Origin of the sequence: Allosalinactinospora lopnorensis (assembly GCF_000981225.1) — a bacterium.
GTDB classification, from domain to species: Bacteria; Actinomycetota; Actinomycetes; order Streptosporangiales; family Streptosporangiaceae; genus Allosalinactinospora; species Allosalinactinospora lopnorensis.
Genome location: NZ_LAJC01000029.1, coordinates 36213 through 62974, shown reverse-complemented (window position 1 = coordinate 62974; position 26762 = coordinate 36213). Strand labels below are relative to the sequence as shown.

At 68.7% G+C, this 26762-nt stretch carries 22 protein-coding genes and 6 pseudogenes; 5 read left to right on the top strand and 23 right to left on the bottom strand.

Annotated elements, in window-relative coordinates; all coding sequences use genetic code 11:
* Positions 1-450: 450 nt before the first annotated feature.
* From rdgB to clpS, 9 genes and pseudogenes are all read right to left on the bottom strand, one after another.
* Positions 451-1077 (bottom strand): RdgB/HAM1 family non-canonical purine NTP pyrophosphatase, encoded by a 627-nt coding sequence (rdgB, locus tag VS93_RS12765; RefSeq protein WP_046470159.1) that lies wholly within the window; start codon positions 1075-1077, stop codon positions 451-453.
* A pseudogene (rph, locus tag VS93_RS12760) lies at positions 1077-1792 on the bottom strand (ribonuclease PH). Before rph ends, rdgB begins: the two are co-directional and overlap by 1 nt.
* Before the next feature lie 142 nt (positions 1793-1934).
* Positions 1935-2711 carry an MBL fold metallo-hydrolase gene (locus tag VS93_RS12755; protein WP_046470158.1) on the bottom strand — a complete coding sequence of 259 codons (777 nt, stop codon included), beginning with the start codon at positions 2709-2711 and terminating at the stop codon, positions 1935-1937.
* Positions 2712-2923: 212 nt separating this feature from the next.
* The gene (locus VS93_RS12750) at positions 2924-3742 is read right to left on the bottom strand and encodes a thioesterase family protein (RefSeq protein ID WP_046470157.1); all 819 of its coding nucleotides are present in this window, start codon (positions 3740-3742) and stop codon (positions 2924-2926) included.
* 93 nt (positions 3743-3835) lie between these two features.
* On the bottom strand, positions 3836-4783 hold the full coding sequence (locus VS93_RS12745; protein WP_046470156.1) for a PLP-dependent cysteine synthase family protein: 948 nt from the start codon (positions 4781-4783) through the stop codon (positions 3836-3838).
* 5 nt (positions 4784-4788) lie between these two features.
* Complete coding sequence (locus tag VS93_RS12740) at positions 4789-5067, bottom strand: MoaD/ThiS family protein (RefSeq protein ID WP_046470155.1); 279 nt, start codon at positions 5065-5067, stop codon at positions 4789-4791.
* 147 nt (positions 5068-5214) lie between these two features.
* Positions 5215-5628, bottom strand: a complete 414-nt coding sequence (locus VS93_RS12735) for a Mov34/MPN/PAD-1 family protein (RefSeq protein ID WP_046470154.1) — start codon at positions 5626-5628, stop codon at positions 5215-5217.
* A gap of 81 nt (positions 5629-5709) precedes the next feature.
* Positions 5710-6263 (bottom strand): annotated as a pseudogene (locus VS93_RS12730) (DUF2017 domain-containing protein).
* A 69-nt stretch (positions 6264-6332) separates the two neighbouring features.
* Positions 6333-6623 (bottom strand): ATP-dependent Clp protease adapter ClpS, encoded by a 291-nt coding sequence (gene clpS, locus VS93_RS12725; RefSeq protein WP_046470170.1) that lies wholly within the window; start codon positions 6621-6623, stop codon positions 6333-6335.
* Positions 6624-6768: 145 nt separating this feature from the next.
* Here clpS and VS93_RS12720 point away from each other — a divergent pair, with 145 nt between their 5' ends.
* Positions 6769-8094: a nicotinate phosphoribosyltransferase gene (locus VS93_RS12720; RefSeq protein ID WP_269082850.1), complete on the top strand. Its 1326-nt coding sequence runs from the start codon at positions 6769-6771 to the stop codon at positions 8092-8094.
* A 22-nt stretch (positions 8095-8116) separates the two neighbouring features.
* Positions 8117-8689 carry a nicotinamidase gene (locus tag VS93_RS12715; protein ID WP_046470152.1) on the top strand — a complete coding sequence of 191 codons (573 nt, stop codon included), beginning with the start codon at positions 8117-8119 and terminating at the stop codon, positions 8687-8689.
* A gap of 46 nt (positions 8690-8735) precedes the next feature.
* Here VS93_RS12715 and VS93_RS12710 read toward each other — a convergent pair whose 3' ends face one another.
* The 12 genes and pseudogenes from VS93_RS12710 to VS93_RS12655 all read right to left on the bottom strand — a co-directional run bounded on the left by VS93_RS12710 (position 8736) and on the right by VS93_RS12655 (position 20413).
* Positions 8736-9137 (bottom strand): pentapeptide repeat-containing protein, encoded by a 402-nt coding sequence (locus tag VS93_RS12710; RefSeq protein WP_236700517.1) that lies wholly within the window; start codon positions 9135-9137, stop codon positions 8736-8738.
* A 219-nt stretch (positions 9138-9356) separates the two neighbouring features.
* A pseudogene (locus tag VS93_RS12705) lies at positions 9357-10366 on the bottom strand (tryptophan--tRNA ligase).
* A 75-nt stretch (positions 10367-10441) separates the two neighbouring features.
* Positions 10442-12169 (bottom strand): DEAD/DEAH box helicase, encoded by a 1728-nt coding sequence (locus VS93_RS12700; protein ID WP_046470151.1) that lies wholly within the window; start codon positions 12167-12169, stop codon positions 10442-10444.
* Positions 12170-12282: 113 nt separating this feature from the next.
* On the bottom strand, positions 12283-12597 hold the full coding sequence (locus tag VS93_RS12695) for a hypothetical protein (RefSeq protein WP_046470150.1): 315 nt from the start codon (positions 12595-12597) through the stop codon (positions 12283-12285).
* Between the two features lie 7 nt (positions 12598-12604).
* Positions 12605-13381, bottom strand: coding sequence for a class E sortase (locus VS93_RS12690; RefSeq protein ID WP_173434306.1), 777 nt, complete (start codon positions 13379-13381; stop codon positions 12605-12607).
* 258 nt (positions 13382-13639) lie between these two features.
* Positions 13640-13885, bottom strand: coding sequence for a DUF3039 domain-containing protein (locus tag VS93_RS12685; protein WP_046470149.1), 246 nt, complete (start codon positions 13883-13885; stop codon positions 13640-13642).
* A gap of 53 nt (positions 13886-13938) precedes the next feature.
* A complete protein-coding gene (locus VS93_RS12680; protein WP_046470148.1) occupies positions 13939-14523 on the bottom strand; it encodes a YqgE/AlgH family protein in 585 nt (194 codons plus the stop codon).
* Between the two features lie 92 nt (positions 14524-14615).
* Positions 14616-16042 (bottom strand): annotated as a pseudogene (locus VS93_RS12675) (malic enzyme-like NAD(P)-binding protein).
* A gap of 200 nt (positions 16043-16242) precedes the next feature.
* Positions 16243-16950, bottom strand: coding sequence for a cytidylate kinase-like family protein (locus VS93_RS12670; RefSeq protein WP_046470147.1), 708 nt, complete (start codon positions 16948-16950; stop codon positions 16243-16245).
* A gap of 154 nt (positions 16951-17104) precedes the next feature.
* Positions 17105-18067 (bottom strand): tetratricopeptide repeat protein, encoded by a 963-nt coding sequence (locus tag VS93_RS12665; RefSeq protein ID WP_046470146.1) that lies wholly within the window; start codon positions 18065-18067, stop codon positions 17105-17107.
* A 75-nt stretch (positions 18068-18142) separates the two neighbouring features.
* Positions 18143-19842 (bottom strand): annotated as a pseudogene (locus tag VS93_RS12660) (acyl-CoA mutase large subunit family protein).
* Between the two features lie 22 nt (positions 19843-19864).
* The gene (locus tag VS93_RS12655; RefSeq protein WP_173434305.1) at positions 19865-20413 is read right to left on the bottom strand and encodes a MarR family winged helix-turn-helix transcriptional regulator; all 549 of its coding nucleotides are present in this window, start codon (positions 20411-20413) and stop codon (positions 19865-19867) included.
* Between the two features lie 527 nt (positions 20414-20940).
* Here VS93_RS12655 and VS93_RS12650 point away from each other — a divergent pair.
* Positions 20941-22164, top strand: a pseudogene (locus tag VS93_RS12650) (glycoside hydrolase family 18 protein); the annotation flags it as partial.
* 96 nt (positions 22165-22260) lie between these two features.
* Here VS93_RS12650 and meaB read toward each other — a convergent pair.
* Positions 22261-23214: a methylmalonyl Co-A mutase-associated GTPase MeaB gene (meaB, locus tag VS93_RS12645; RefSeq protein ID WP_046470145.1), complete on the bottom strand. Its 954-nt coding sequence runs from the start codon at positions 23212-23214 to the stop codon at positions 22261-22263.
* A complete protein-coding gene (locus VS93_RS12640) occupies positions 23215-24402 on the bottom strand; it encodes an acetyl-CoA C-acetyltransferase (RefSeq protein ID WP_046470144.1) in 1188 nt (395 codons plus the stop codon).
* A 79-nt stretch (positions 24403-24481) separates the two neighbouring features.
* Between VS93_RS12640 and mce the strand changes: the two genes are divergently transcribed.
* Both mce and VS93_RS12630 read left to right on the top strand, forming a co-directional pair.
* Entirely contained in the window at positions 24482-24913 is a 432-nt protein-coding gene (mce, locus tag VS93_RS12635; RefSeq protein ID WP_236700516.1) for a methylmalonyl-CoA epimerase, read from the top strand.
* Between the two features lie 476 nt (positions 24914-25389).
* Positions 25390-26712, top strand: a complete 1323-nt coding sequence (locus VS93_RS12630; RefSeq protein WP_046470142.1) for a DivIVA domain-containing protein — start codon at positions 25390-25392, stop codon at positions 26710-26712.
* Positions 26713-26762 lie beyond the last annotated feature (50 nt).

The following is a 26762-nucleotide window of genomic DNA, read 5'->3' as shown; positions in this document are numbered from 1 at the left end:
CGTCGTTATTAATAAACGTTACCAGGATGTCGATCAAGCCACCAAACCGCTGGTTTTCGACCTGACCCGCCTAGAAATCCTCGGTGTTTCCCACCTTACCTTGCCTGTGCCGGGCTCTAACCACCAGGCCGGCCTCTGATTCCTGCCCGGCCTGGTGACAGACCACCACACCGACAACGATCAAAGACCACAAAGGCAAGGAAACACGGATGCCACAGCATCCGCAGACCGAAGCCGACCGCCCGTCCAGAAGGATGTTCGGGTCTCGGCCTCCGGTTCTTCCGAGTTTACAGGTTCGAAGCCACTGCCTCGACCGGTTTTCCCGGAAGGACTGCCACCGTGCCCGGCCTCACCGAGCCGTCATTCCGGCAGCCCGCTCGATGTTACCTGCGGGCTCTTCGCCATGTGAACTCATTCGGTTCTGCCCGAGGACGAGCCGGATGCCCCGACCTACCGGACCAGCTCGCGCAGAAGCTCGGCCAGCTGGCGGAAGGCCTTGCCCCGGTGGCTGATCGCGTTCTTCTCCTCCGCGCTCATCTCGGCCGTGGTGCGGGTCTCGCCCTCGGCAACAAAGATCGGGTCGTAGCCGAAACCGTTGGCGCCGCGCGGCTTGTCCGTGAGACCGCCGCGCATCACCCCTTCGACGACTTCCTCCGCCCCGCTCGGCAGCACGACAGCCGCGGCGCACACGAACTCGGCGCCTCGGTACTCCTCCGGAGTATCGGCGAGCTGGTCCAGGAGAAGAGCCAGATTGGCCGCGTCCATGTCTCCCGACTGCTCTCCGAAGCGACCGGACCAACGGGCCGACAGCACACCGGGCATCCCGTTCAGTGCGTCCACGCGCAGCCCGGAGTCGTCCGCGATTGCGGGTCGCCCCGTATGCCGGGTGACAGCTCGGGCCTTGAGTAGAGCGTTGCCCGAGAACGTCGGTTCGGTTTCGGCGACCTCGGGCGCATCAGGGTAGCCGTCGAGTCCGACGACCTCGGCATCCACCCCGGCTCCGGTGAGGACAGCCTGGATCTCCGGTACCTTCTTGGCGTTGCGTGTTGCCAGGACGATGGTGACACGGGCGTCCATCAGGCCAGGGCCTTCTTCTGGATCTCGGTGAGTTCGCCGCAGCCGGTGACAGCGAGGTCCAACAGGCCGTCAAGGGTCGAGCGGTCGAAAGGCTCGCCCTCCGCGGTCCCCTGCACCTCGATGAAGCGGCCGTCACCGGTGACGACGACGTTCATGTCCGTTTGGGCCACCGCGTCCTCGAGGTAGTTGAGGTCGAGGCGCGACTGCCCCTGGATGACGCCGACGCTGACGGCCGACACTGAGCCGCCAACGGGTTGCTCTTCAGGTTGCGCCGCTTGCGCAGGTACTTCATGCCATCGGCCAGCGCCACATAAGCGCCGGTGATCGCGGCGGTGCGGGTACCACCATCGGCCTGCAGCACGTCGCAGTCGAGTGTGATGGTGTGCTCCCCCATCGCCTTGAAGTCGATGACAGCGCGCAGGGAGCGGCCGATGAGGCGAGAGATCTCGTGGGTACGCCCACCGATCTTGCCTTTCACCGACTCCCGCGCCCCTCGGGTGTCGGTCGAACGGGGAAGCATCGCGTACTCCGCAGTCACCCATCCCTCGCCGGTGCCCCTGCGCCAGCGCGGCACACCGTCCTCGACGCTTGCGGCGCACAGCACGCGGGTGTCGCCGAACTCGACGAGGGCGGAACCCTCGGCGTGGCGGAGCCAGTTGCGGGTGATGGTTACGGGCCGGAGTTGATTCGGAGCGCGTCCGTCGGGTCGAGCCATGAAATGAGCCTATCGGTGACGGCGGGCGCCGGGTGCTGATCGTCCCGGGGTGGAACGCGATGACGAGGCTCCACCTGCCGCAGAGGAGCCGGCCACCGCGGCGCTCTGGTCACGGACGCGGCCCCTTGAGGGAAGCGGGGCTTCACGCCCGGTCCCGCCAGTCGGCCGCCCCGCTGATCTCATACACCTTCCCCGGCCGGGCCAGGTCGATCGCACCATCGAACGTGCCCTGCGCTTCGTCGAGGGTGCATTCGTTGTCGTTCCACGGGACCAGGTGTGTCAGGACGAGTTTCTCGGCGCCGGCACGCTGGGCGTGCTCCCCGGCCTCGCTGCCGGTGAGGTGCATGTCCTTCGGATGTTCCCGGTGGTCGTGGAAGGAGGCCTCGCACAGGAACAGGTCGGCGTCCCGGGCCAACTCGACGAGTTCGTCGCAGGTACCGGTGTCCCCGGAGTAGGTAAGCACACTCCCCTGGTGCTCCAGCCGGATCCCGAAGGCCTCGACCGGGTGATTCACGCGGCCGACGCGCACGACGAATGGGCCGATTCGCAGGTTCCCGGGCGCGAGCTCGCGGAACTCGAAGGTCTCGGCCATCCCCGGATTCGGGTCGAGCCCGTACGCTTCGGCCATGCGCCCGGCCACGCCGGGAGGCCCGTACACGGGGATGCGCGGTTTCGGCCCGCCGTGCGGGAAGGTGCGGGCCACCCAGTAGGAACAGAGGTCGAAACAGTGGTCAGCGTGCAAGTGGCTGAGATAGACCGCGTCGACGCGGTAGATGTCGGTGTATCGCTGCAGAGCTCCCAGGGCCCCGTTGCCCATGTCGAGAACGAGGCGGAAATCGTCGGCCTCGACGAGGTAGCAGGAGGCGGGGCTAGTGGGACCGGGGAAGCTCCCGGATGAGCCGATGATGGTGAGTCGCACGTCGCATTAGCCTTTTCAATGAGATGCCTCCGCGGAGACGCGCTCGGTAAACCGGATGTGTCGCGGGGTGCGTGTCTCCGTGTTCTCCGTGTTACGGGTCTACCCCAATGACCGCTTCGGTTGTGCCGAATGTGGGGCGCGTCTCACGCGTCATCGATCACACCCCCACCCCTCACCGCGGTACTTCACCTCTTTTCCGCAGGCGGTAAGGGCTAATCGGGGGCTCTGCGACCGATCCGGGCAAGCTGGCGCGACTGCGCGACGAGTCTGCCCTTCACGTCCCAGAGATCAACTGTCTCATCGAACCAGCCATCGTTCACCGAACCGGCGCAGGAGCGGAAGGCGAGGGGACCGGCTTCGGGGACGGCCCGCATGTGCCAGGTGAGTTCGACCGTAGGGGCCCACCGCCAGGAGTCGAGCACGGAGACTACCGGCGGCAGGGCGTCGACGGCCAGGGGAAGGAACCGGCTCGGCTCGGCGGCGGGTCCGCCGTCGTGCTCGCTGAGCCGGATGTGCCCGCAGAGTTCGGGGACCGGGTCCGGGGCGAGGCGGTCGAGGCGCCGCAGGGACTCGGGAGTGAAGAACTGGTCCACGCGCTCGGGGAAGCCGGAGGTGATGGCCGCGCCCTCGCGCGGGTCGAACCGCCGGCAGTGCTCGATGGGCGGGAATTCCGGCTGCGGGGCCTCGTACTCGGGCGCCGCGGCCGGGTCGAGGGTCGCGGCGGCAAGGATCCCGATGACGACCGGGGTACCGTTCTGGCTCGCCGTGACCTGGAATGTGGTGACGGTGCGCCCGCTCTTGAGCGCGGTCACCGCGAAATCGGCCGGGCCCGCGGCGGCCGGCCGAAGGAAGTGGTACGCGGAGGAGACCGGGTGCGGATGCGCGGATTCCGCCAGCACCGCGCGTTGCATGACCGCCATGAGGTACCCCCCGTTCATCGCGCTTCCGATGAGGAAACCGGGGTCGAGTTCGGCGGTGTAGCGCCCGTCCGCCGCCGCGGTGACTGTGGTCGCGGAGTCGAATCGCGTCATGGCCCCATTGAACCGAACGGCGGGACCGGCCGACCGGGCGGGTGCCCCGCGCCGCCCCGCGGAGCAGGGACAGAGCGGGGCAGCGGACCACGGTCACGCCCAGAGTTGGCCGTCGAGACGCTCCTCCGCCTCCTCCAGGGTCCCCTCGTAGGCGCCGGTGGACAGGTACTTCCAGCCGGCATCGGCGATGATGAAGGCGATATCGGCCCGTTCGCCCGCCTTCTCCGCTTTCTTCGCGACCCCCAGGGCCGCGTGGAGCGCACCCCCGGTGGAGATCCCGGCGAAGATGCCCTCGCGGGTGAGCAGCGCGCGGGTACGTTTCAGCGCGGCGTCGGACGGTACGGAGAACCGCGTGGTCAGCACGCTCTCGTCGTAGAGCTCCGGGACGAACCCCTCGTCGAGGTTGCGCAGGCCGTAGACGAGTTCGCCGTAGCGCGGCTCGGCGGCCACGATCCGCACGTCGGGGCGGTGCTCGCGCAGGTAGCGGCCGACCCCCATGAGTGTCCCGGTGGTGCCCAGACCGGCCACGAAATGCGTGATGCCGGGCAGGTCAGCCAGGAGCTCCGGGCCGGTGGTCTCGTAGTGGGCTCGGGCGTTGGCGGGATTGCCGTACTGGTAGAGCATGACCCAGTCGGGGTGCTCCTCGGCCATCTGCTTCGCCACCCGCACGGCCTCGTTGGATCCGCCTTCGGCCGCGGAGAAGTGGATCTCGGCGCCCCACATCTCCAGTAGCTGCTTGCGTTCGGCCGAGGTGTTCTCGGGCATCACGCAGACCATCCGGTAGCCACGCAGCTTGGCGACCATCGCGAGCGAGATACCGGTGTTGCCGGAGGTGGGTTCGAGGATGGTGCAGCCGGGACTGAGCTCCCCCTCCTTCTCCGCCTGCTCGATCATGTAGAACGCGACGCGGTCCTTGACCGAGCCGGTCGGGTTGCGGTCCTCCAACTTGGCCCACAGCCGGATGTCCGGTGAGGGCGACAGGTTCGGCAGCCCCACCAACGGGGTGTTGCCGAGGGAGTCCAGGAGCGAGTCGTAGCGCATGGCGGTCAGCGCATACCGCCGGCGACGGCCGGCAGGACGGTCACGGTGTCGCCGTCGGAGACGGTCGTGTCGATACCGCCGAGGAAGCGCACGTCCTCGTCGTTCAGGTACACGTTGATGAACCGGCGCAGCTTGCCGTTGTCGACGATGCGCTCGGCGAGCCCCGGGTGGCGCTTGTCGAGGTCAGTGATGAGCTCACCAAGGGTGCTGCCGTCGCCCTCGACGGCCTTGGCGCCGTCGGTCAGGTTGCGCAGGATCGTGGGAATGCGGACCTCGATGGCCATGAACGTTTCTCCGTGACGTCTGTGAGGGGCGTGGACTCGTGATCTGTTCTCGCGGGAGCGTGGCTGCACGGCCCGCCGCGTAGGTTTTCAACATGTGCCGCCCGCTGCTGATTCCCCCCGGTCGGGTGCAGTGTCGGGTCTCGGTTGTCAGGCTGGGTCGACGATCTCCACGGGTTCCTCCGTCACCTCGTCGTCGAGGATCCGGTAGGACCGGAACTCCTCTTCCTCCGGGTCACGCGTGGAGACGAGCACGTAGTGCGCCCCCGGTTCGGAGGCGTAGGAGATGTCGGTGCGCGAAGGGTAGGCTTCGGTCGCGGTGTGCGAGTGGTATATGACCACGGGCTCTTCGTCGCAATCGTCCATCTCGCGCCAGACCTTGAGCTGTTCGACGGAGTCGAACCGGTAGAAGGTCGGTGAGCGTTCGGCGTTGACCATCTCGATGAACCGCTCAGGCCGGTCGGAGCCTTCGGGGCCGGCGACGACGCCGCATGCTTCGTCGGGATGGTCTCGGCGGGCATGGGCGACGATCTTGTCGTAGATCGAGCGGTCAATCCTCAGCATGACTCTCAGCGTATCGGAGAAAATATCCCTACCCACTCACTGGGTATGGCTTCTTTCACGCGGAACCCACCGCGCGCCGGGTCAGGGTCCACCGGCTCCGTACAGCGCCTGGACCAGGCTCTCCTGCAGGCCGCCGAGCCAGTCGTAGAGATGCAGGGCGGCGGAATCGGCCTCGTTGCCCCACTCCTCGCCCTGCAGGTAGGAGTTGTAGCTCTCCTCGGTGACACCGAGCCGTGTCCCCAGGGCCAGCCGGATGTCGTTGAGCGACTTCATCCACGTGTGAGCGTCCTCGGGCCCGAGGATCAGTTGGCCGCCCGACTCCGGCAGCCTCCCAGCAGTGTCTCGGCGTTCTCACGCTTGTTCCGCCGCAGACCGTCCTCGGTGTAGCGGCGGAAGTCGCCCGCCGCCTCGTCGTCATCGTTGTAGGCGTCGGGGAACAGCCGGGCGAGCACCGGATCGTCCGACTTCTCGCTGCTGCCTCCGATGCCGACGAGTTCGGAGAACTCGTCCTTGGGCTCGGGCGGCTCGACGAGCTCCAGCACCAGGGCGGTCATGGAGCGCAGCACCGCGACCTCGTCCGCGTCGAGGACGATGGTGACACCGCCGCCGTGTGCGGGTCGGAATCCGATGGTCATCTGCTGCCCTGCCTACTGTTGTCCGGACCGTCCCGAAGGCATCCCCTGTGCCCCCCGTGTCCGCGGTCGCTACTTGTCCTGCTGCAGGGTCGCCCACAGACCGTATTCGTGCAGCAGGGCGACGTCGCGTTCCATCTCCTCGCGGCTGCCGTTGGAGACCACCGCGCGCCCTTTGTAATGCACGTCGAGCATGAGCTTGTGCGCCTTGCGCTTGGGATAGCCGAAGACGGCCTGGAAGACATAGGTCACGTACGACATCAGGTTGATGGGGTCGTTCCAGACGATCGTCACCCACGGGAGTTCCGGCCGCACATCCTCCTCGATGTCCGGCCGCTCCAGCTCGGCCGGCGCCGTCGACATGGCTCCCTCACCTTCTTCGTCCGATTCGCGGAGCACTGCCTCGGGGACCGCACGGGCACGCTGTCGCGCCATTGTGCCATTGCCCGCTCCCCTGTGCGCCGTCGTACCGACTCGACGATTTTAATACCGAGAGGCACAAACTAGGCTGGTCAGTATGACCGACGACTGGAGCACCGCGCTGCTCACCGACAGGTACGAGCTGACGATGCTACAGGGAGCACTCCACAGTGGCGCAGCACACCGGCGGACCGTGTTCGAGATGTTCGCGCGCCGGCTCCCCGATGACCGCCGCTACGGTGTGGTCGCCGGCACTGGACGTTTCCTGAACGCTCTGGAGAACTTCCGATTCAGCACCAAGACCCTCGATTACCTCGCTGATTCCGCGATCGTGGACGACCTTACCCTGCAATGGCTCGCCGACTACCGCTTTTCCGGAGATATCTGGGGCTACGGCGAGGGCGACTGCTATTTCCCCGGCTCCCCCATCCTCGTCGTCGAGGGGACCTTCGCCGAATCCGTGCTCCTCGAAACCATCGCCTTGTCGATCTACAACCACGACTGCGCGATCGCGTCGGCCGCCTCCCGCATGGCGGTCGCCGCCGGCGAACGCCCGCTGATAGAGATGGGCTCGCGCCGCACCCACGAGATGGCCGGCGTCGCCGCGGCCCGTGCCGCCTACATCTGCGGATTCAGCAGTTCCTCGAACCTTGAGGCGGGGCGACGCTACAGCGTGCCCACAGCGGGCACCTCCGCGCACGCGTTCACCCTGCTGCACGACAGTGAACGGCAGGCCTTCGGCGCGCAACTGGAAGCGCTGGGCCTGGGAACCGCCCTCCTGGTGGACACGTTCGACGTCGACCGTGCTGTGCACACGGCGCTCGAACTGGCCGGACCGGAGCTGGGCGGGGTACGGCTCGACTCCGGTGACCTCTCGATGACGGCGTCGCGGGTGCGCAAGCTCCTCGACGAGCACGAGGCCTTCGACACCCGCATCGTCCTCACCGGCGACCTCGACGAGTACGCCATCCAGGCGCTGGCCATCGCCCCGGTAGACGGCTACGGAGTGGGGACCGCGCTGGTCACCGGGTCCGGGTCGCCAACGGCGTCCCTTGTCTACAAGCTCGTCGCCCGTGCCCGCGGCACCGATCCCGGTATGCCGCTGGAACCCGTGGCCAAGCGGTCGGTCGGCAAACCCAGCAAGGGCGGCCGAAAATGGGGGCTGCGGCGGCTCGACGACGAGGGAAAGGCGGTCTCCGAACTGGTCTACGACCACGAGCCGGATCCGGAGCCGCGGGTGCGCCCGCTGCTGCGGCGCCTGGTGGCCAACGGCGAGATCGTGGGCCGCGAACCCCTGGAGGACGCCCGCGAGCGGCACACCCGGTCAGTGCGGGAACTGCCGGCCACCGCACAGCAGATGTCGCGCGGCGATCCCGCGATCCCCACGTACTTCGAGCAACGCGTGCGCGCATGACGCGCGGAAGGGGAGATCGAGAATGAAGGCACTGATCGTCATCGACGTGCAGAACGACTTCTGCGAGGGCGGGAACCTGGCCGTCGCCGGTGGGGCCGGGGTCGCCTCGGCGATCTCGCGCTTCATCGCCGAACACCGGGAGGACTACGCCTACGTGGTCGCCACCCGCGACTACCACATCGACCCTGGGGCGCACTTCTCCGACCAGCCGGACTTCGTCACCTCCTGGCCCCGGCACTGTGTTCCGGGGACCCGCGGCGTCGAATTCCACCCGGAGTTCGACACCTCGTCGGTGGATGAGGTCTTCAGCGCAGGCCAGTACAGCGACGGCTACAGCGGTTTCGAGGGCACAACGGCGGACGGTTCCCTGCTGGAAGACTGGCTGCGCCGGCACGAGGTCACCGAGTTGGACATAGTGGGCATCGCCACCGACCACTGCGTCCGCGCCACCGCGGTGGACGCCGCAAAGGCCGGTTTCACCGCGCGTGTTCTGCTCGGCCTGACCGCCGGTGTCTCCCCGGCGACCGTCGATCCCGCCCTGGAGCAGATGCGCCGGGCCGGGGTGGCGCTGCAGGGCGCGCCGGTCGTGGCCTGACCGGACTCCCGGCGGTACGGGACCCCGGTTCCGGCGCGCGGAGGGGCTACCAGTGCGCGGGGCGGGCGAGCGCCGGGGGCAGCTTGGCCGCGGCGTCTCCCTTGGCCGCGTTGACCTGGGGCTGGGTGAGGAAGATGCTTCCGGTCAGGTCGGCGCCTCTCAGGTCGGTGTCTCGGAAGTCCGCCCCGATCAGGTCCGCTTCCCGCAGGTCGGCGCCTCTGAGCCTGGCTCCGATGAGGTCGGCTCCCCTGTGGTCCCTCGTGCGGCCCGGGACGCCCGCCCGAACCAGTTCGCTGGTGCGCAGCAGCAGCGGGTTGACGTCGCGACGGAGTGCCGCCACGTCCACCTCCGCGAGTGCTTCGGCGCTGCCGCGGGTGATGCCGGTCGACCTCCTCCAGCGCACCGCGGAGATCCCCGTGGACGGGGCGGGCCCTGGGCAGCGCGACACAGCACAGTCCGAAGCAGCTCGCGCAGTCGGCTCGCAGGCTGAGGCGGCCGTCATCGGCGGAAGGCGCGTCGCACTTCTGGGGCAAGGTACGTGGTCTCCTACTGCAGGGTGAGCACCGCTTCCCGCCGTGCTCCGGACATGGCCGTTCTTCCCCGGCCGGACACCGCCGGGCGAGCTGGGTGCGCCATCGCGGCGGGACCGCCCCGGCGGCCCTCCGGATCAGTCGATACCGATGGCGGCGCGGACCTTGGCCAGCGTGGCCCTGCTGCGCTCGCGGGCACGCGCGGCGCCGGCTTCCAGGATGTCGTCGAGTTCGCTGCCGGAGTCCATGAGCTCCTCGTAGCGCTCCCGCATGTGGGCGAACGTGGTGTTGAGCACCTCGAACAGCTCGTTCTTCAGCTCGCCCCAGCCCATGCCGCCGGCCTCCAGGCGCTTGCGCGCCGATGCCGCCTGCTCCTCGCTCGCGAACTGGCGCAGGATCTGGAACACAGCGGAGTTGTCGGGGTCCTTGGGGTCCTCCACCGGCGTGGAGTCGGTGGGGATACGCCGGACCAGCTTCTTCAGTTTGTTCTCCGGCAGGAACATCGGGATGTGGTTGTCGTAGGACTTGCTCATCTTCCGGCCGTCGATCCCGGGCAGGATGCTCGCCTCGCCCTCCGGGTAGACGCCCTGCGGGACGGGGAAGCTGTAGTGCTCGCCGTACAGGTGGTTGAACGATCCCGCGATATCGGCCGCGTACTCGATGTGCTGCTGCTGGTCGCGCCCGACCGGTACGTAGTCGGTCTCCATGACCAGGATGTCGGCCGCCATGAGGATAGGGTAGTTGAACAGCCCCATGTTCACCCCGGCGTCGAGATCGGTGAGTCCCGCCGCTTCGTTTCGGTCGCGCGCGGCCTTGTAGGCGTGGGCGCGGTTCATCAGCCTTTGGCGGTGACGCTGGAAAGGACGAGGCTCAGCTCGAACACCTCGGGAATGCTCGACTGCCGGTAGAGGATGGTGCGTTCGGGGTCGAGCCCGCAGGCGAGCCAGGCAGCGGCGACCGACCGGATATCGTGCCGGAGCTTCTCGGGGTCCTTGACCGTGTTGAGCGAGTGATAGTCGGCGAGGAAGTACAGGGTGTCGTGCGCCCCGGCGGCGGCCAGCGCCGGTTTGATCGCACCGATGTAGTTGCCGATGTGGGGCTCGCCCGATGTCTGGATGCCCGTGAGGTAGGTCGTGGTCGCTGCCATGCCATCGAGTTTATCGGGGGTGGAGCGCGCACGGCCCTGGGATCGGCCCCGTGCCCGCGAACCCGACCTGGCGGCTCAGCCGCCCCCGGTAGCCCATGAGCGGATCTTGACGATCCGCTGCCGGATCTGGTCCGGTGAGGCCTGCGCGATGGGCGGACCGCCGCAGGCGCGGCGCAGCTCGTTGTGGATCATGCCGTGCGGCCGGCCCGTGCGGTGGTGCCAGGCGCCGACGAGACCGTTGAGCTCCCTGCGCAACTCGGCCAGCACCTCGTGGGTAGGTGCCTCCTCCTCGGACTCCTCGGCCTTAGGGGTTTTGCGCTGGTTCGCCTGCTGCTCCAGCTTGCGCTTGCGCAGCAGCTTCGAGACCTGCTCGGGCTCCAGCAGGCCGGGCAGGCCGAGGAAATCCTCCTCCTCGGGCGAGCCGGGGTCGCCCCCAGCGCCGAACTCGGAACCGTCGTAGAGGGCGCGGTCGAACTCGGCCGAGGCCTCCATCGTCTCGAAGGGCAGCTCCTCACCGGCGTCAGGCGTGTCGCGCTTCTTTCTCGCCTCGTCGATCAGGTCCTGCTCGGGGTCGAAGTCATCGTCCTTCGGCGGCCGATCGAGCACGTGGTCGCGTTCGCGCTCCATCTCGCCGGCGTACTCCAGCAGCGTGGGAACCGACGGCAGGAACACCGAGGCGACCTCGCCGCGCCGGCGCACCCGCACGAAGCGCCCCACCACCTGGGCGAAGAACAGCGCTGTGCTGGTCGATGTGGCGTAGACACCGACCATCAGCCGGGGTACGTCCACGCCTTCGGAGACCATCCGCACGGCGACCATCCAGCGGTCCTCGGTCTCGGTGAACTGCTTGATCTTCTTGCTGGCGGCGGGGTCATCGGAGAGCACGACGGTCGCGCTGCGCCCGGTGATCTGCCGCAGGATCCGCGCGTAGGCGCGGGCGTGCTCGTGGTCGGTGGCGATGACCAGCCCGCCCGCGTCGGGGGCGGTGTTGCGGATCTCGGTGAGCCTGCGGTCGGCCGCCGCCAGCACCTTCTTGATCCAGTCGCCCTTGGGGTCGAGCGCCGCCTTCCACGCCTGGGCCAGCGCGTCCTGGGTGAGCGGTTCGCCGAGGCGCGCGGCGAGCTCGTCGCCGGTCCTGGTGCGCCAGCGCATCTCGCCGGAGTAGGCCAGGAAGATGACCGGACGCACCACTCCGTCGGCTAGCGCGGGCGCGTACCCGTAGCTGTAGTCCCAGGCGCACCGGCGCACACCGCTGTGGTCCTGGACGTAGTCGACGAAAGGGATCGGGTTGACGTCGGTGCGGAACGGAGTACCGGTCAGGGAGAGCCGCCGGGCGGCCGGGTCGAAGGCCTCCCGCACCGCCTCGCCCCAGGAGAGCGCGTCGCCCGCGTGGTGCACCTCGTCGAAGACGACCAGGGTGCGCCGGGCTTCGGTGCGGTTGCGGTGCAGCATCGGGTGTGCGGCGACCTGCGCGTAGGTGACGGCCGCGCCGATGTACTGCCGGCCGAGGGCACCCTGGCCGTTCTTGAAGTCGGGGTCGACGGCGAGCCCGAACCGCGCCGCGGCCTCCGCCCACTGCTTCTTCAGATGCTCGGTCGGGCAGACGACGGTGATCGCCCGTACCACGTGCCGCGCGAGCAGCTCACTCGCGAGCGTCAGCGCGAACGTGGTCTTGCCCGCCCCCGGGGTCGCGACCGCGAGGAAGTCCCGCGGGTCCCGCCGGAAGTACTCATCGAAGGCCTCGCGCTGCCATTGGCGCAGGCCACTCAGCCGTTCCTCCGTGCTGGCCGCCAGAAGCGTCATTCCGAGAATCCCCTGCTGCTCACCCGGATGAGGGTATCCGGCTCCGGGGACCGGAGCGGTAACGGCACGGTGGTGCCCTCCCTCACGTCGACCGGACCGCTCCCGGTCCACGCTCAGGAGCCGTTGTCGCCGCCGACCGGGACGTCCACTCCGACGATGCCCTCCTCGTCTCCGTTGCCGCCGGTCTCTCCGGCGTCCTCGCCGGTTCCGGCCCCTTCTTCGGTGTCCGCTTCCTCCTCCGGGGCGGAGTCCGGACCGGGCGCGGAGTCCTCGATCTCCACCGCGCTGTCGTTGAACGGCATGTAGGGGTCGGCCCAGGGGAACACGACGTACCAGAGCAGGGCCGCGGCCCCCACCAGCAGCCCGAGCGAGAGCGTGAACCGCACGAACCACGGGCCGGGCAGGATGCGCCAGATCAGACCGTACATCGGTGGCTCAGCCCTCCTCTCCGCTGCCGTCCTCGGGTGCCATGTGGGCGATGTTCTCGGGCATGCCGTCGTTCTTGGACCGGGCGTCGTCCAGTTCCGCGTGCACGACCAGCCGCTGCGCGTTCTGCAGCTTGGGGTGGCAGGTCGTCAGGGTCAGCAGCGCCCGTTCGGGATCGTCGTTGTTATCGGAGTCGAAGGGGTCCGGATCGACGACCTCGATCTGGTCGGGCGTGATGACCTCGATCTCGATGACCTCGTAGGTGTAGAAGCTCTCCGCGTCCTCCAGAACGATGTCGTCACCTTCGGAGAGCAGGTCGAGGTCCCAGAAGATACCGGGCGTGCGGTGCCCGGCGACGGCGTAGTTGCCGTCCCCTCCCGCCTCGGCGCTGCCGGGGTAGTGGCCGGGGCTGTACTTGATGTCCTCCTGGGAGACCCCATTGACCACGATCCAGTCCAGGTCGAGCCCGGGGATGTACATGCGGCTGTTGGCCGACCCGGGGAGCGGCTCGGAGCCGGGTCCCTGCGCTTCCTCCACCCACTGGTCCTCAAGCCCCTGCGCCAGCTCGTTCTGCTCGCGGTCGGTCTCCATCTGCTTCCCGTAGACCTCATAGACCGCGAAGAACAGCATGACGAGACCCGTGGTGAAGAGCAGCTCGCCGGAGAAGCGGATCGTGCCGCGCACGACATCGCCGAATGTCAGCCTCCGCGGAGTGGGTTTCCTGCGGCGACCACGCGTGCCGCTCCGCCCTCGCACGGCTGAGGGCCGCTCGGTTATGGAGTCCATGTGTCCTACCCGTAGTTACGATGACCTGGCTCGTGAGCGCCGCGGGCTCGGGGGTGGGGATTCCGGGCTACCGGCGTGCCGGCCACCGGCTCGGACGAGGGTCGGTCATCGACTGCGCGTTCCTACGCCAACAGACGGAGTATTCGGATCCGTCCCATTGGAGCGTATCGTGCGCCATGCGGCACGGAGAGCCAAAAAGCCGAGACGGCGGGGGTTTCCGTCTCGGCCTGACGCGTATGGAAGGCGATGAGCGGGTCTTTAGGACTTCGTCATCTCTTCGTAGATGTCCTTGCACTCCGGACAGACCGGGTACTTCTTCGGGTCGCGGTTGGGGACCCACACCTTGCCGCACAGGGCGATAACCGGATTACCGGTGACGGCGCTCTCGGTGATCTTGTCCTTCTGCACGTAATGTGCGAACCGCTCGCGGTCGCCGTCGTCGTGCGACGTGTCCGGCCGAGTTTCGCTCTCCGGAAGCACCTTGTTGATAATGTCCATCGACATCGTGCCCTCACACCTCCTACTTCTCACCCCACGGTATCCGCAGCACGTCGGATTCAGTTCAGCGTCGGATCGTCGGGAAAGGTCGATACCAAGGCGAGATCCCCGCCCTGGCGCCGCAGAACCCGCGACCACAGGGAATCCGGATCCGCGGAGAAAACGTCCTCGGCGGTGGCCGGGAGCACGTACCACGCGCCCTCCTCGATCTCCTCCCGCAGCTGTGTCTTACCCCAGCCGGCGTAGCCGGCGAAGACACGAAGCCGACCGAGCGCACCGCCAAGGACTTCGGGCGGGGTGTCCAGGTCGATCATCCCGAGCCCGGACATCTCCGCCCCCTCCTCCAGGCTCTCCAGCGGCCGCCACCCCAGAGGAGCGTCGTCCCCGCCGGGCACACCGAGGGCGAGTCCCGATTCCACCCCCACGGGGCCGCCCGCGAACATCACCGCCGGTTCGCTGGCGTAGTCGCTCCAGTCCGCGAGCACATCGCTGACCGCCATCTCCGAGGGCCGGTTCACGACCACTCCGATGGTGCCCTCGGCGGTGTCGTCGTCGATCACGAAGACCACCGACCGCCGGAAATTGGGATCCTCCAGCAACGGAGTCGCCACAAGCAGGTGGCCGGTGAGAGGCTGCTGGTCCATGCTTCCCCTCTTCCCCCGCGGGCCGCACGATCACCGCCCCTGGAACGGTGTACCGGGGCGACGCTACTCCGGCCGCTCCCCGCGGCACCAGATCACGCGCCGAGACCTTCGCCGGCTGCGCTGCTCGCCGCCTGCTCCCGCAGTACCACGTCGCGCACGGCCGAAGCCACCTGGTGCGACAGGTCGGTGTGGAACACGCTCGGATGATGTAGTGCGGCCCGATCTCGTCCTCGGTGACGACGTCGGCGAGCGCGTCGGCGGCGGCCACCATCATGTCGGCGTCGACCTTGTGGCTCTGCGCGTCGAGTAGGCCGCGGAAGAAGCCGGGGAAGACCAGGACGTTGTTGATCTGGTTCGGGTAGTCGCTGCGCCCGGTGGCGACGACGGAGGCGTGCAGGTGCGCGACCTCCGGGTCGACCTCCGGGTCGGGGTTGGCCAGCGCGAAGATGATGGCGCCCTCGTTCATCTCGGCGATGTCCTCTCCGCCGAGCACGTTCGGGGCGGAGACGCCGATGAACACGTCGGCGCCGGCCACCGCCCCTTTGAGATCCCCTTCGTAGCACGCCGGGTTGGTGTTGGTGGCGATCCAGCCGAGGTTGGTGTCGAGGTCGTCACGTCCTTCGTGGATCGCCCCGTGGATGTCGCAGACGATGACGTCCTTGGCCCCGGCGTGCATCAGCAGCTTCAGGATCGCGGTGCCCGCCGCCCCGGCACCGGACATCGCGATGCGGACCTCGCCCAGGTCCTTCTCGACGACCCGCAGGGCGTTCTTCAGGGCGGCGAGCACGACGATCGCGGTCCCGTGCTGGTCGTCGTGGAACACCGGGATGTCGAGCAGTCCGCGCAGCCGGGCCTCGACCTCGAAGCAGCGCGGGGCGGAGATGTCCTCCAGGTTGATGCCGCCGAAGCCGGGGGCGAGGATCTGAACGGTGCGCACGATCTCGTCCACGTCCTGGGTGTCCAGCGAGATCGGCCAGGCGTCGATGTCGGCGAAACGTTTGAACAGCGCCGCCTTGCCCTCCATGACCGGCATGGCGGCCTCCGGACCGACGTTGCCGAGCCCCAGCACGGCGGAGCCGTCGGTGACCACGGCGACACTGTTCCGCTTGATGGTGAGCCGGCGGGCGTCGTCGGGGTTGGCCGCAATGGCCTGGGAGACGCGCGCGACGCCCGGCGTGTAGGCCATGGACAGCTCGTCGCGGTTGCGCAGCGGCACCTTCGACTTCATCTCGATCTTGCCGCCGAGGTGCATCAGGAAGGTGCGGTCACTGACCTTGTGCACGTCGACGCCCTCGATTGCCCCGAGAGCGTCGACGATGGACTGCGCGTGGTCGGTGTCGCGCGCGGCGCAGGTGACGTCGATCCGGATCCGCTCGTGTCCGGCCGCGGCCACGTCCAGGGCCGTGATGACGCCTCCCACGTGCTCTACGGCGTTGGTCAGGCTGCCCACGGCGCTGCCATGGCCGTCCAGTTCCAGACGAACCGTGATGGAGTAGGAGACACTTGGAAGGGTGGCCACGTAAAGCTCCTCAGTTCAACGGATCTGCCGCGCTCACGCGCACTTTCAATGGTGCCACCGCGGCGGAACGCCCAGCGCACGAAACGGCCGCTCCGGGCGCGCGACGGTCCGGGAACCCCGTCCACACCGCGCGCCGGGGCCGTGCACCCCCGGATCCCCCATCCGGGTGAAAATTGCCACGGCGTCAAGTATGCCGCTTTTTACCGGTGCTCCGCACGCTCTCTGGCAAGGCGCTCGATCAGGTCCACACATGTGGCCAGGCTGATCACCGTCGAGTCGATGATCAGGTGGTAGAAGTGCGGGGAGTCCGCCTCCACACGGTAGAAGCGGCGTACGTAGGCCGCTCGGGCCCGATCGTTGTCCTCCAGGTCCCGCATGGTGGGCGGCTGCCAGGCGGAGGCGCCCTCGTGCGGATCATCGCCGGTGGCCAGCGCCTCCTCCCGCTCGGCCTCGCGCATGGAGACGGCCCGGGCGAGCCGCCGCTCCTTCGCCCCGCCGAGGCGCACGTGGAGGGCGTGCTCGTGGTCGGCGAGCACGATCGCTCCGGCGCGGCCGAGGACGACGCCCCCGTTCGATCCCACCTTGGTGATCACGCGCTCGGTGTACTCGACGAACTCCTGTTCGTAGAGGAGCCGCCCTTCGGCGTCGGTGGCGCCGATGAAGGAGGTGTCGACGCTGCCCAGCGTGATGCTGGGCAGCCGGGCGGCGCTGGTCAGCAGCCGCTCGATGCCTGTTGGGGCGCGGTCGTCGTGCTCCAGCACGTCTTGGAGGGAGCAGCCGATCTCCTTGGCCACCTCGCTGGGGATCGCCCGATCGAGGAAGGGGACACCGAGACGCTCGGCGACGCGGCGCCCCACGATGCTCCCGCCGGCCCCGTAGGCCGCGGAAACCGTCACCACGTATGTCATCGGCCACCACCTGGTTCGGCACTGCTGTGCGCACCCTGGTTTTACCCGAATCGACCTGGGCATCAGCGAACGCTCACGTAGCGATTCGGCCACACCGCAGTGTCGCGGCCGACACGGTGTCCCCTTGTCCCCCAGCGTGCCCGGACCGCCGCCTCTAGAACAGAGCGGAGGTGAGGCCGCGCCGCGCCTTGGCCACGCGGGGATCCCCCGCGGGAAGGACCTCGAACAGCCGGAGTAGGTGCTCGCGCGCCCGGTCGCGGTCCTCGTCGCGGGTGCGCTGCACCGTGCTGACGAGCCGGTTGAAGGCGTCCTCGAACTTGCCGCCGTACATGTCGATGTCGGCGACCTTGCATTGGGCGTCGACGTCCTCGGGACGGTCCGCGGCCGCCTGCCGCGCGGAGTCGGCGTCCAGTTCGCGTACCCGGGCGAGGAGGCGGACCTGCCCCAGCTTCATCTTGGCGTCCTCGTTCTTCGGGTCGCTTTCGAGGGCCTTGGCGTACACCGCCTCGGCGGCATCGAAGTCACCGCGCTGCAGCGCCTGCTGGGCCTCGACGTCGACCGGATCCTGCGGTGCCTCCGCCTGCTGTTCGGACGGCTCGGCCGGCTCCTGCTGCGCTTCCTCGCCCTCCGGGCCGAGGCCGGAGTAGTTCTCGGGCAGCACCCCCTGCTGGCGCAGCCCTTCGAAGATCTTGGCGAGCCAGTCGCGCAGCTGCTCCCGGGTGGCCGAACCGGTGGGACCGGGAACGACCTGGCCGCCGATGACCATGGCGACCATGGGAACGGTGGAGGCGCGCAGCGCCTGGGCGAGCTGCGGGCTGGCGTCGGTGTCGACCTTGGCCAGGTACCACTGGCCGCCCGCCTGGGAGGCGAGTGTGTCAAGTGCCCTCTCGACCTGTGTGGCCTGCTCGGACCAGGTGGCCAGGATCGCGAGGACGACCGGGGCGCTCAGTGAGCGCTCCAGGACTTCGTTTTGGAAGTTCTCTTCGTTGACGTCGATGGCGTACGGGTTGGCTGTACCGGACGACGCCTCGGCCTGCCGCTTGGCCTCGCGTTCCAAGGCCGCCTTGCGAGCTCCGAGGTCGATCGCGCTCTGGGTGGAGTAGTCCGAAGGCTGCATACTTCCATCCTGCCGTATCACGTGCGAGCACGGTGAACGGCGACGCAGTACGACGCGCCCGCTCCCGGCGGGGCCTCAGAACCGCGGGTCCTCGGTGTAGCTCCCGAACTCCTCTCCCATGGCCCGGCAGATCTCGCGAGAGTGGCCTCGGCCCGCGCCGCGTCCAGGATCACCGGTATGAGGTTTCCGCTGCTCTCCGGGGCGCGGACGGCGGCCAGCAGGCGGGCCAGCGCGGCGTCGACCGCGGCCTGGTCGCGCCCGGCCCGGCGATCGGCGAGGGCCTTCCGCTGCTCGTGCTCCACCTCGTGGCTGATCCGCAGGGTCTCCAGCTCGCCGGAGACGGTGCTGGTGTGGCAGTTGACGCCGACGATGCGTTTCTCGCCCTTCTCCAGCGCCTGCTGGTACTGGAAGGCCGACTCCGCGATCTCGGAGCTGAACCACCCGCTGTTGATACCGGCGAGGATGCCCGAGGTCATCGGGCCGATGGGATGCTCGACCCCGTCCCCGCCGCCCATGCGCAGGATCCGCTCGAAGACGCGCTCGGCTTCGGCCTCGATCTGGTCGGTGAGGGCCTCCAGGTACCACGAGCCGCCGAGCGGGTCGGCCACGCTGACGACACCGGTCTCCTCCTGGAGCACCTGCTGGGTGCGGAGGGCGGTCTCCGCGGCCTGCTCGGTGGGCAGCGCGAGGGTCTCGTCCAGGGCGTTGGTGTGCAGCGAGTTCGTGCCCCCCAGCACCGCCGAGAGAGCCTCCACCGCGGTGCGCACCACGTTGTTGTAGGGCTGCTGGGCGGTGAGCGAGACGCCGGCGGTCTGGGTGTGGAACCGCAGCCACTGCGCCTTCTCGCTCGTGGCGCCGTAGCGGTCGCGCATCCAGCGCGCCCAGATCCGGCGGGCCGCCCGGAACTTGGCGATCTCCTCGAAGAAGTCGATGTGGGCGTCGAAGAAGAAGGAGAGCCCCGGGGCGAAGCGGTCGACGTCGAGTCCCCGCGACAGCCCCAGCTCGACGTAGCCGAAACCGTCGGCGAGGGTGAACGCGAGCTCCTGGGCGGCCGTGGCCCCCGCCTCGCGGATGTGGTACCCGGACACCGAGAGCGGCTTGAACGCGGGGATGTGCTCCGAGCAGTACTCCATGAGGTCGCCGATGAGGCGCAGGTGCGGCTCAGGGGGGTACAGCCACTCCTTCTGGGCGATGTACTCCTTGAAGATGTCGGTCTGCAGGGTGCCGTTGAGCTTGGTGATGTCCTGGCCCTGGCGCTCGGCGGCGGCGAGGTACATGCAGAACACCGGGACGGCCGGACCGCTGATGGTCATCGAGGTGGTGGTGTCGCCGAGAGGGATGGAGTCGAACAGGACGTCCATGTCGGCCACCGAGTCGACGGCCACACCGCAGTGCCCCACTTCCCCCAAAGCCTGGGGGTCGTCGGAGTCGTAGCCCATGAGCGTGGGCATGTCGAAGGCCACCGACAGCCCGCCGCCCCCGGACTCGAGGATCATCTTGTAGCGCTCGTTGGTCTGCACCGCATTGCCGAACCCTGCGAACTGCCGGATCGTCCAGGCACGCCCCCTGTACCCCGTGGGGTACAGGCCGCGGGTGAAGGGGAATTCACCCGGCCAGCCGATGCGTTCGAATCCGGGAACCTCGGCCCCTTCCAGGGGCCCGTAGACCGGATCCACCTGCTGCCCGGAGATGGTCGTGAAATCGGCGTCCCGTTTGCGAGCGGCGTCGTAGCGCGCCTGCCAGCGGGCACGGCCCGCTTCGATGTCCTCAGCCATACTCCGATACTAGGATGTCCAACTAAATTTCGGTAGAGGGTCGCGGACCAGCCTCGACCGTGCCGCCACCCGGGAAGTCCCCGAAGTCCACCCGGAGCTTCGTGAACAGCCTGTGGATCTGCCACAGTTCGTCATCGCTGTAGCAGTCGAGCCCGAACTCCAGGGCCAGCAGGTCGCGGGTGGCGTCATCGACGACCTCGCGGCCGGCGTCGGTGATCTCGGCGAGCGTCCCCCGGCCGTCACTGGGGTTGGGTTTGCGGCACACCAGCCCTTGGCGCTCCAACCGGTCGATCGTGTTGGTGACGCTCGTGGGATGGACCATGAGGCGCTCCCCGATCTTGCCCAGCGGGACCGCTCCCGTTGAGCTGAAGGACAGCAGCACCAGCGCCTCATAGCGCGCGAACGTCAGCTCGTAGGGTTTCAGCGCGTTGTCGAGCTGACCGATGAGGATCTGCTGCGCCCGCATGACCGAGGTGACCGCGGCCATCGCCGGAGACGCCCCCCACCGGCGGGTCCAGTTCTCATGGGCGCGTTCGATCGGGTCGAAGGAGAGATTCAGCGGGTTTCCCACGTCGCCACTCTAGCGACTCGAAGAGGACTATCACTGAGACACCCTCAAGGCAAGGCACTCCTTCGGTCCGGATCCGGCCACCTCTCCGGCGGGCGGGCCGCGCGCCGCGATCGTCGAGCGCACCCCGCCGCCGGCACCCCTCCCGGGCGCCCCGCCCCCTCAGGGAGGGCGACAGAAGGGCGGCGGCATCCATTGACCTCTCCCAAAACTAATAGTTAACTTTCCTAAAAATTTATCCCCCTGCTCATGCCGGAATCATGTCCGTCGCATCCCGCTGGTTCTCGATGCTGTGCCGCGGCCCCCCGCTCCGCCGCGGCCACCGCTTCCGCGCCCGAAACACGCCTCCCTCCCCCTTCGACTCCCGCATCCTCCAGCCGGTCGGTCGAAGACCCGCTCACCAAAGGAGACGAAAACGCATGAGAACCCCGCTCCCCCGAGGACGGCTGGTCGCGGTGGCCGCCGGCCTCCTCGTGATCCCGTTCCTGTCCGCAACCGCACCCGCTGCCGCCGGCGCCGAGGCGTCCGCGGGCGACCTCCGCGTCGGGTATTTCACCCAGTGGGGGATCTACGACCGCGACTACCTGGTCAAGGATGTCGCCACCAGCGGTACCGCGGAGAGACTCACCCACATCAACTACGCGTTCGCCAACATCGGCGGCGAAGGCGAGTGCTTCCAGAGCAACCAGCCGGGCGAGGGAGACGCCTGGGCCGACTACGGCCGCTCCTTCACCGCCGAGGAGAGCGTCGACGGGGTCGGCGACACCTGGGGCCAGGAGCTGCGCGGCAACTTCAACCAGCTCCGCAAGCTCAAGGAGGAGTACCCGCATCTGAGGGTCAACCTCTCGATCGGCGGCTGGAGCTGGTCCAAGCACATCTCCGACGCCGCTCTGACCGAGGAATCGCGCGAACGCATGGTCTCCTCGTGCGTCGACATGTTCCTGCGCGGCGACCTGCCCGTCCTGGACGGCGCGGGCGGGCCGGGGGCCGCAGAGGGAGTCTTCGACGGCATCGACCTGGACTGGGAGTGGCCCGGTTCCGAAGGGCACTCGGACAACGTGGTCCGCCCCGAGGACAGGGAGAACTTCACCGCCCTCGTCGCTGAGTTCCGCGACCAACTCGATGGTCTGGAGGCCGAAACCGGCCGGGAGTTCGAGCTCACCTCATTCATGCCCGCCGATCCGGAGAAGATCGACGCCGGCTACGAAGTCGAGAAGATCATGCCGCACTTCGACTTCGTCACGATCCAGGGGTACGACTTCCACGGCGGCTGGGAAGAGCTCACCAACCACCAGTCCAACCTGACACCGGTCGACGGCGACCCCGGCCCCGATGTCTACAGCGTGCAGACCACGGTCGACGCCTGGGTCGAGCGCGGCGCCGACCCCGCGGACCTGGTCCTCGGCGTCCCCTTCTACAGCCGCGGCTGGACCGGCGCCGCCGGCGGGCCCAACGGCGACGGCCTGTTCCAGGAGGCCGCCGGTCCCGCCCCCGGCCCCTACGAAGAGGGCATCGACGACTGGAAGAACGTCAAGGACTACCCCGGGTTCGAACTGCACCGCGACGACGAGGCCGGAACCGCCTGGCTCTACAACGGTGAGGAGTTCTGGACCTACGACGACGAGACGTCGATGGCCCGGAAGGCCCAGTGGGCACGGGACGCCGACCTGGGCGGCGTCATGGTCTGGTCCCTGGACGGCGACGATGCCCAGGGCAGCCTGATGTCCGCGCTGGACCAGGCCTTGGACTCCTGACCCCGGAACGGCGGCGGGCCGGGGCTCCCTCCCCCGGCCCGCACCGTCGCCCGGAGGCCTCGCCATCGGCGCGGAACGCGGAGCGGGAGGGCGCGCTCACCGCTCCAGCGCGGCCAGCAGGGTGTCGGCGGCGCTGTAGGGATCGCCGTGCCCGGTGGCGACCTCGCCGGCGAGCTTGTCCAGGGCGGCGTGCCCGTGCACGTCGCCGACCCGCTCCCGGAGCGCGCTCAGCACGATCGCCTCGATCTCCTCACGCGCCCGTGCGTGCCGGCGGTGGTCCAGCTCGCCGGACCCGCGCAGGTACGCCAGGTGCTCGTCGAGACGTTCCACCAGTTCGCCGGCCCCTTCCCCCTTGGCGGCCACGGTGCTCACGATCGGCGGCTTCCACTCTTCGGGGCCGCGGTCCACCTGGGACACCATCTGGCGCAGCTCGCGGAGCGTCGCGTGCGCGCCTTCGCGGTCGGCCTTGTTCACCACGAACACGTCGGCGATCTCCAGCACCCCGGCCTTGGCCGCCTGGACGCTGTCGCCCATCCCCGGAGCGCACAGCACCACAGTTGTGTCGGCGTGCCCGGCGATGTCCACCTCCGCCTGCCCGACGCCGACCGTCTCCACCAGGATCACGTCGAATCCGGCGGCGTCCAGCACCCGCAGCGCGTGCGGGGTCGCCCACGACAGCCCGCCCAGATGCCCGCGGCTGGCCATGGACCGGATGAACACGCCGCTGTCCGTGGCGTGCTCCTGCATCCGGACCCGGTCGCCGAGCAGCGCGCCGCCGCTGAAGGGGGACGAGGGGTCGACCGCCAGCACCCCCACGCTCTCCCCGCGCGCCCGCAGCGCCTTCACCAGCGCGTTCGTGGAGGTCGACTTGCCAACCCCCGGAGAGCCCGTGAGCCCGACGATCCAGGCCCGCCCGGTCCGCGGGGCGAGCCCGGCCATGATCTCCCGCAGCGCCGGCGCGCCGTCCTCGACCAGCGAGATCGCGCGTGCGACGGCACGGCGCTCCCCACGCAGGGTGCGCGCGACGAGTTCGGAGGCGTCAGCGCCCATCTAGGCGCCAGGCACCGTGAACAGCAGGGCGTCCCCCTGGCCGCCGCCGCCGCACAGGGCCGCGGCGCCCAAGCCGCCTCCGCGGCGGCGCAGCTCATGGACCAGGTGCAGGGCGATACGGGCGCCGGAGGCGCCGATCGGGTGTCCCAGCGCGATGGCGCCGCCGTCGACGTTGACGATGTCCTCCGCGACACCGAGGTCGCGCACGGACTGCACGGCCACGCTGGCGAACGCCTCGTTGATCTCGATCAGGTCGAGGTCGCCGACTTCGGCGCCGCTCTTGCCCAGCGCGTGCTTGATGGCGTTGGAGGGCTGGGACTGCAGCGAGTTGTCCGGCCCGGCCACGTTGCCGTGCGCGCCGATCTCGGCGAGGGTCCCGCAGCCGAGCTCCTCCGCCTTCTCCCGGCGCATGACGACAACGGCGCAGGCGCCGTCGGAGATCTGCGAGGAGGAGCCGGCGGTGATGGTGCCCTCGGGGTCGAAGGCGGGGCGCAGCTTGGCCAGGCTCTCGGCCGTGGTGTCGGCCCGCACCCCCTCGTCCTCGCTGAAGGTCCGCGGATCCCCTTTCCGCTGCGGGATGCTCACCGGGACGATCTCCTCGTCGAACCGGCCGTCCTTGATCGCGGCGGCGGCGCGCTGGTGCGAACGCGCGGCGAAGGCGTCCTGCTCCTCGCGCCCGATGCCGAGCCGGGCGTTGTGCCGCTCGGTCGAGGCGCCCATGGAGTCGTTGTCGAAAGCGTCGGTGAGGCCGTCGTGCGCGGTGGCGTCGAGCACCTCGATGGAGCCGTACTTGTAGCCGTGCCGCGACTTCGGCAGCAGGTGCGGGGCGTTGGTCATCGACTCCATGCCCCCCGCGACCACGACGTCGAACTCGCCGGCGGCGATGAGCTGGTCGGCGAGCGCGATGGCGTCCAGACCCGAGAGGCATACCTTGTTGATGGTGAGCGAAGGCACACTCATCGGGACGCCGGCCTGCACGGCCGCCTGCCGCGACGGGATCTGACCTTGTCCGGCCTGAAGTACCTGTCCCATGACCACGTAACCGACCTGGTCGCCGTCGATCCCCGCACGCCGCAGAGCGGACTCGATGGCAGTCGCACCGAGATCCACAGCCTGCATACCGGACAGCGAGCCGAGCAGCCGGCCGGTCGGGGTCCGGGCGCCACTGACGATGACGGATCCGGGCATGACGCGCCTCCAATGTGTTCCGCTGGATCTGCCACGATACATATACATCCGTCACCCGTCGCCGGGAGGTTCGAACACCGTGTTCACCCGTATCGACCACGTGGGGATCGCCTGCAGGGACCTCGACGCCGGCGTGGAGTTCTACCGGCGCACCTACGGTTTCGAGGTGACCCATACCGAGATCAACGAGGAACAGGGCGTGCGCGAGGCGATGCTTCGCGTCAACGGCACCGACGACGGCGGCGCGAGCTACCTTCAGCTACTGGAGCCGATCCGCGCGGACTCCCCCGTGGCGAAATTCCTCGACAGGAACGGCGAGGGCGTGCACCACATCGCGTTCGGCACCTCCGACGTGGCCGGCGCCGCCGAAGCGGTCGGCGCACAGGGGGTGCGGGTGCTCGACGCCGAGCCGCGCGCGGGCTCCATGGACTCCCGGATCACCTTCCTGCATCCCAAGGACTGCGGCGGGGTGCTCACGGAACTCGTGCAGGCGCCCGACTCATCCGGGTAGCAGGAGTGAACAGGGCACCCGGACCCGCACCGGGCTGGGCCGGGTGCCGGCCGCCACTACCCCGAAGATCCGTAACCCAACCGTCACTTTCAACGTCAGCGCACGTCCCAGACCCCACGACACGCAGAAATAACCCGCCGATCCTGGCGAACTACTCTTCTTTCGCGGTCGTGTCTTGATAAAGTCGCCTAGCTGCTGGATCATTCCCGGCATACCCCCTGTTCCCCGCCGGTTCAGGCAGATCGAGTCGGGTCAGCGCGTATAACGTCTGCATCTACCCGCCAAGACTCCGCACCAACGGAGCGAACACCCGCACACGGCGGGATCTCGCAGAGTAGTCTTCCCGGAGGAAGCTCTCTGCCCGGTCCTCCGGAGTGCGGAGCGGCCCCGTAGCGACGCCACGGCGCCTGCGGCCCGGCTCGAAACGAATACACCCGAAATGTAGCCGTCTCGTCACCCGTTCAGGATTCCGCCACATGTCGTCGTCCGATATTGAAGCCCAGCTCAGTAATTTCTTCGAGGAAGGCAATCAAGCCACCGAATTCGACGTGGTGCTGCGCGGTTACGACCGGCACCAGGTCACCACCTACATCGACCAGGTAAAGGCCCAGCTCCAAAGCGCCAAGGAAGAGGCCGACAAGAGCCGGAACGAGCTCGTCGAAACCAAGCGCCACCTGGAGGAGCAGGAGCGTCCGACCTACTCCGGTCTGGGCGCGCGCATCGAGCAGCTGCTCCGCCTGGCCGAAGAGCAGGCCACCGAACTCGTCCAAGGCGCCCGGGCCGAGGCCAACGACATCAAGTCCGAGGCCAAGATCGAGGCCGCGGAAATGCGCTCCGCCGCCGAGAACGAGGCCACCGACCTGCGAACAACCGCCCAGCGCGAGGTGGACGAGCAGCGTCAGGCGGCCGAGGCCGAGGCGGAGGAGATCCGCACCACCGCTCGCCGCGAGGCCGACGAGCTCACCTCGACCACCGAGCGTGAGGTGCAGAAGAAGCGTTCTGCGGTCGATCACGAGATCGCCGAGAAGCGTGCCACGTTCGAGGGTGAGATCGCCAAGCTGCGCACCACCACCGAGCGCGAGTGCGCCCAGGCCCGTGCCTCAGCCAAGCGCGAGCGCGACGAAACACTGCAGACCGCCAAGCGCCAGGCCGACGAGATGCGCGCCCAGGCCCAGCGTGCGCTCGAAGAGAGCGAGGCCAAGCGCGCCCAGGAAGAAGCCGAGTTCGAGATACAGCTGGCCAACCGGCGCGAGGAGGCCGAGCGTCAGGACGCCGAGCGTCTCGCCGCTGCCCAGGCCGCCACGCAGAAGCTGGTGTCGGAGGCCGAGGAGCGCGCCGCCAGCGCTGAGCAGCGCGCGACCAAGGCCAGCACGCAGGCCGAGCAGACCCGCCGCGAGGCCGAGCAGCACGCCAAGCAGGTCGTGAACCAGGCCAAGAAGTCCGCCGAGCAGATCAACTCGGAGGCCAAGGCCAAGGCCGAGCACCTGGTCAACGACGCCAGGTCGGAGGCCGACCGCATCATGACCGCTGCTCAGCAGCAGGTCGACGAACTCAACCGCCAGCGGGACAGCATCCAGTCGCATCTGCAGCAGCTGCGCCAGCTGCTCGGCGGCGGCGACGCCCCCGCGCCCGGTTCCGCCGCCCCTGCCGCACCGGCGGCGGAGGAGCCACCCGCGATCGAGGCCAAGGGCGAGGAGCAGAAGCAGCCCCAGGCCAACTCGAAGAAGCCCGCGGAAGCCAAGCAGCCTGTTGGCACCTCCGCCAAGGGCTCCGACGACGAGGACTGGTGGCAGGAGTAGCCGATCGGGCGAACCGCCTTGGGCTGCGTCTCAACTAGAGGAGAGGCCCC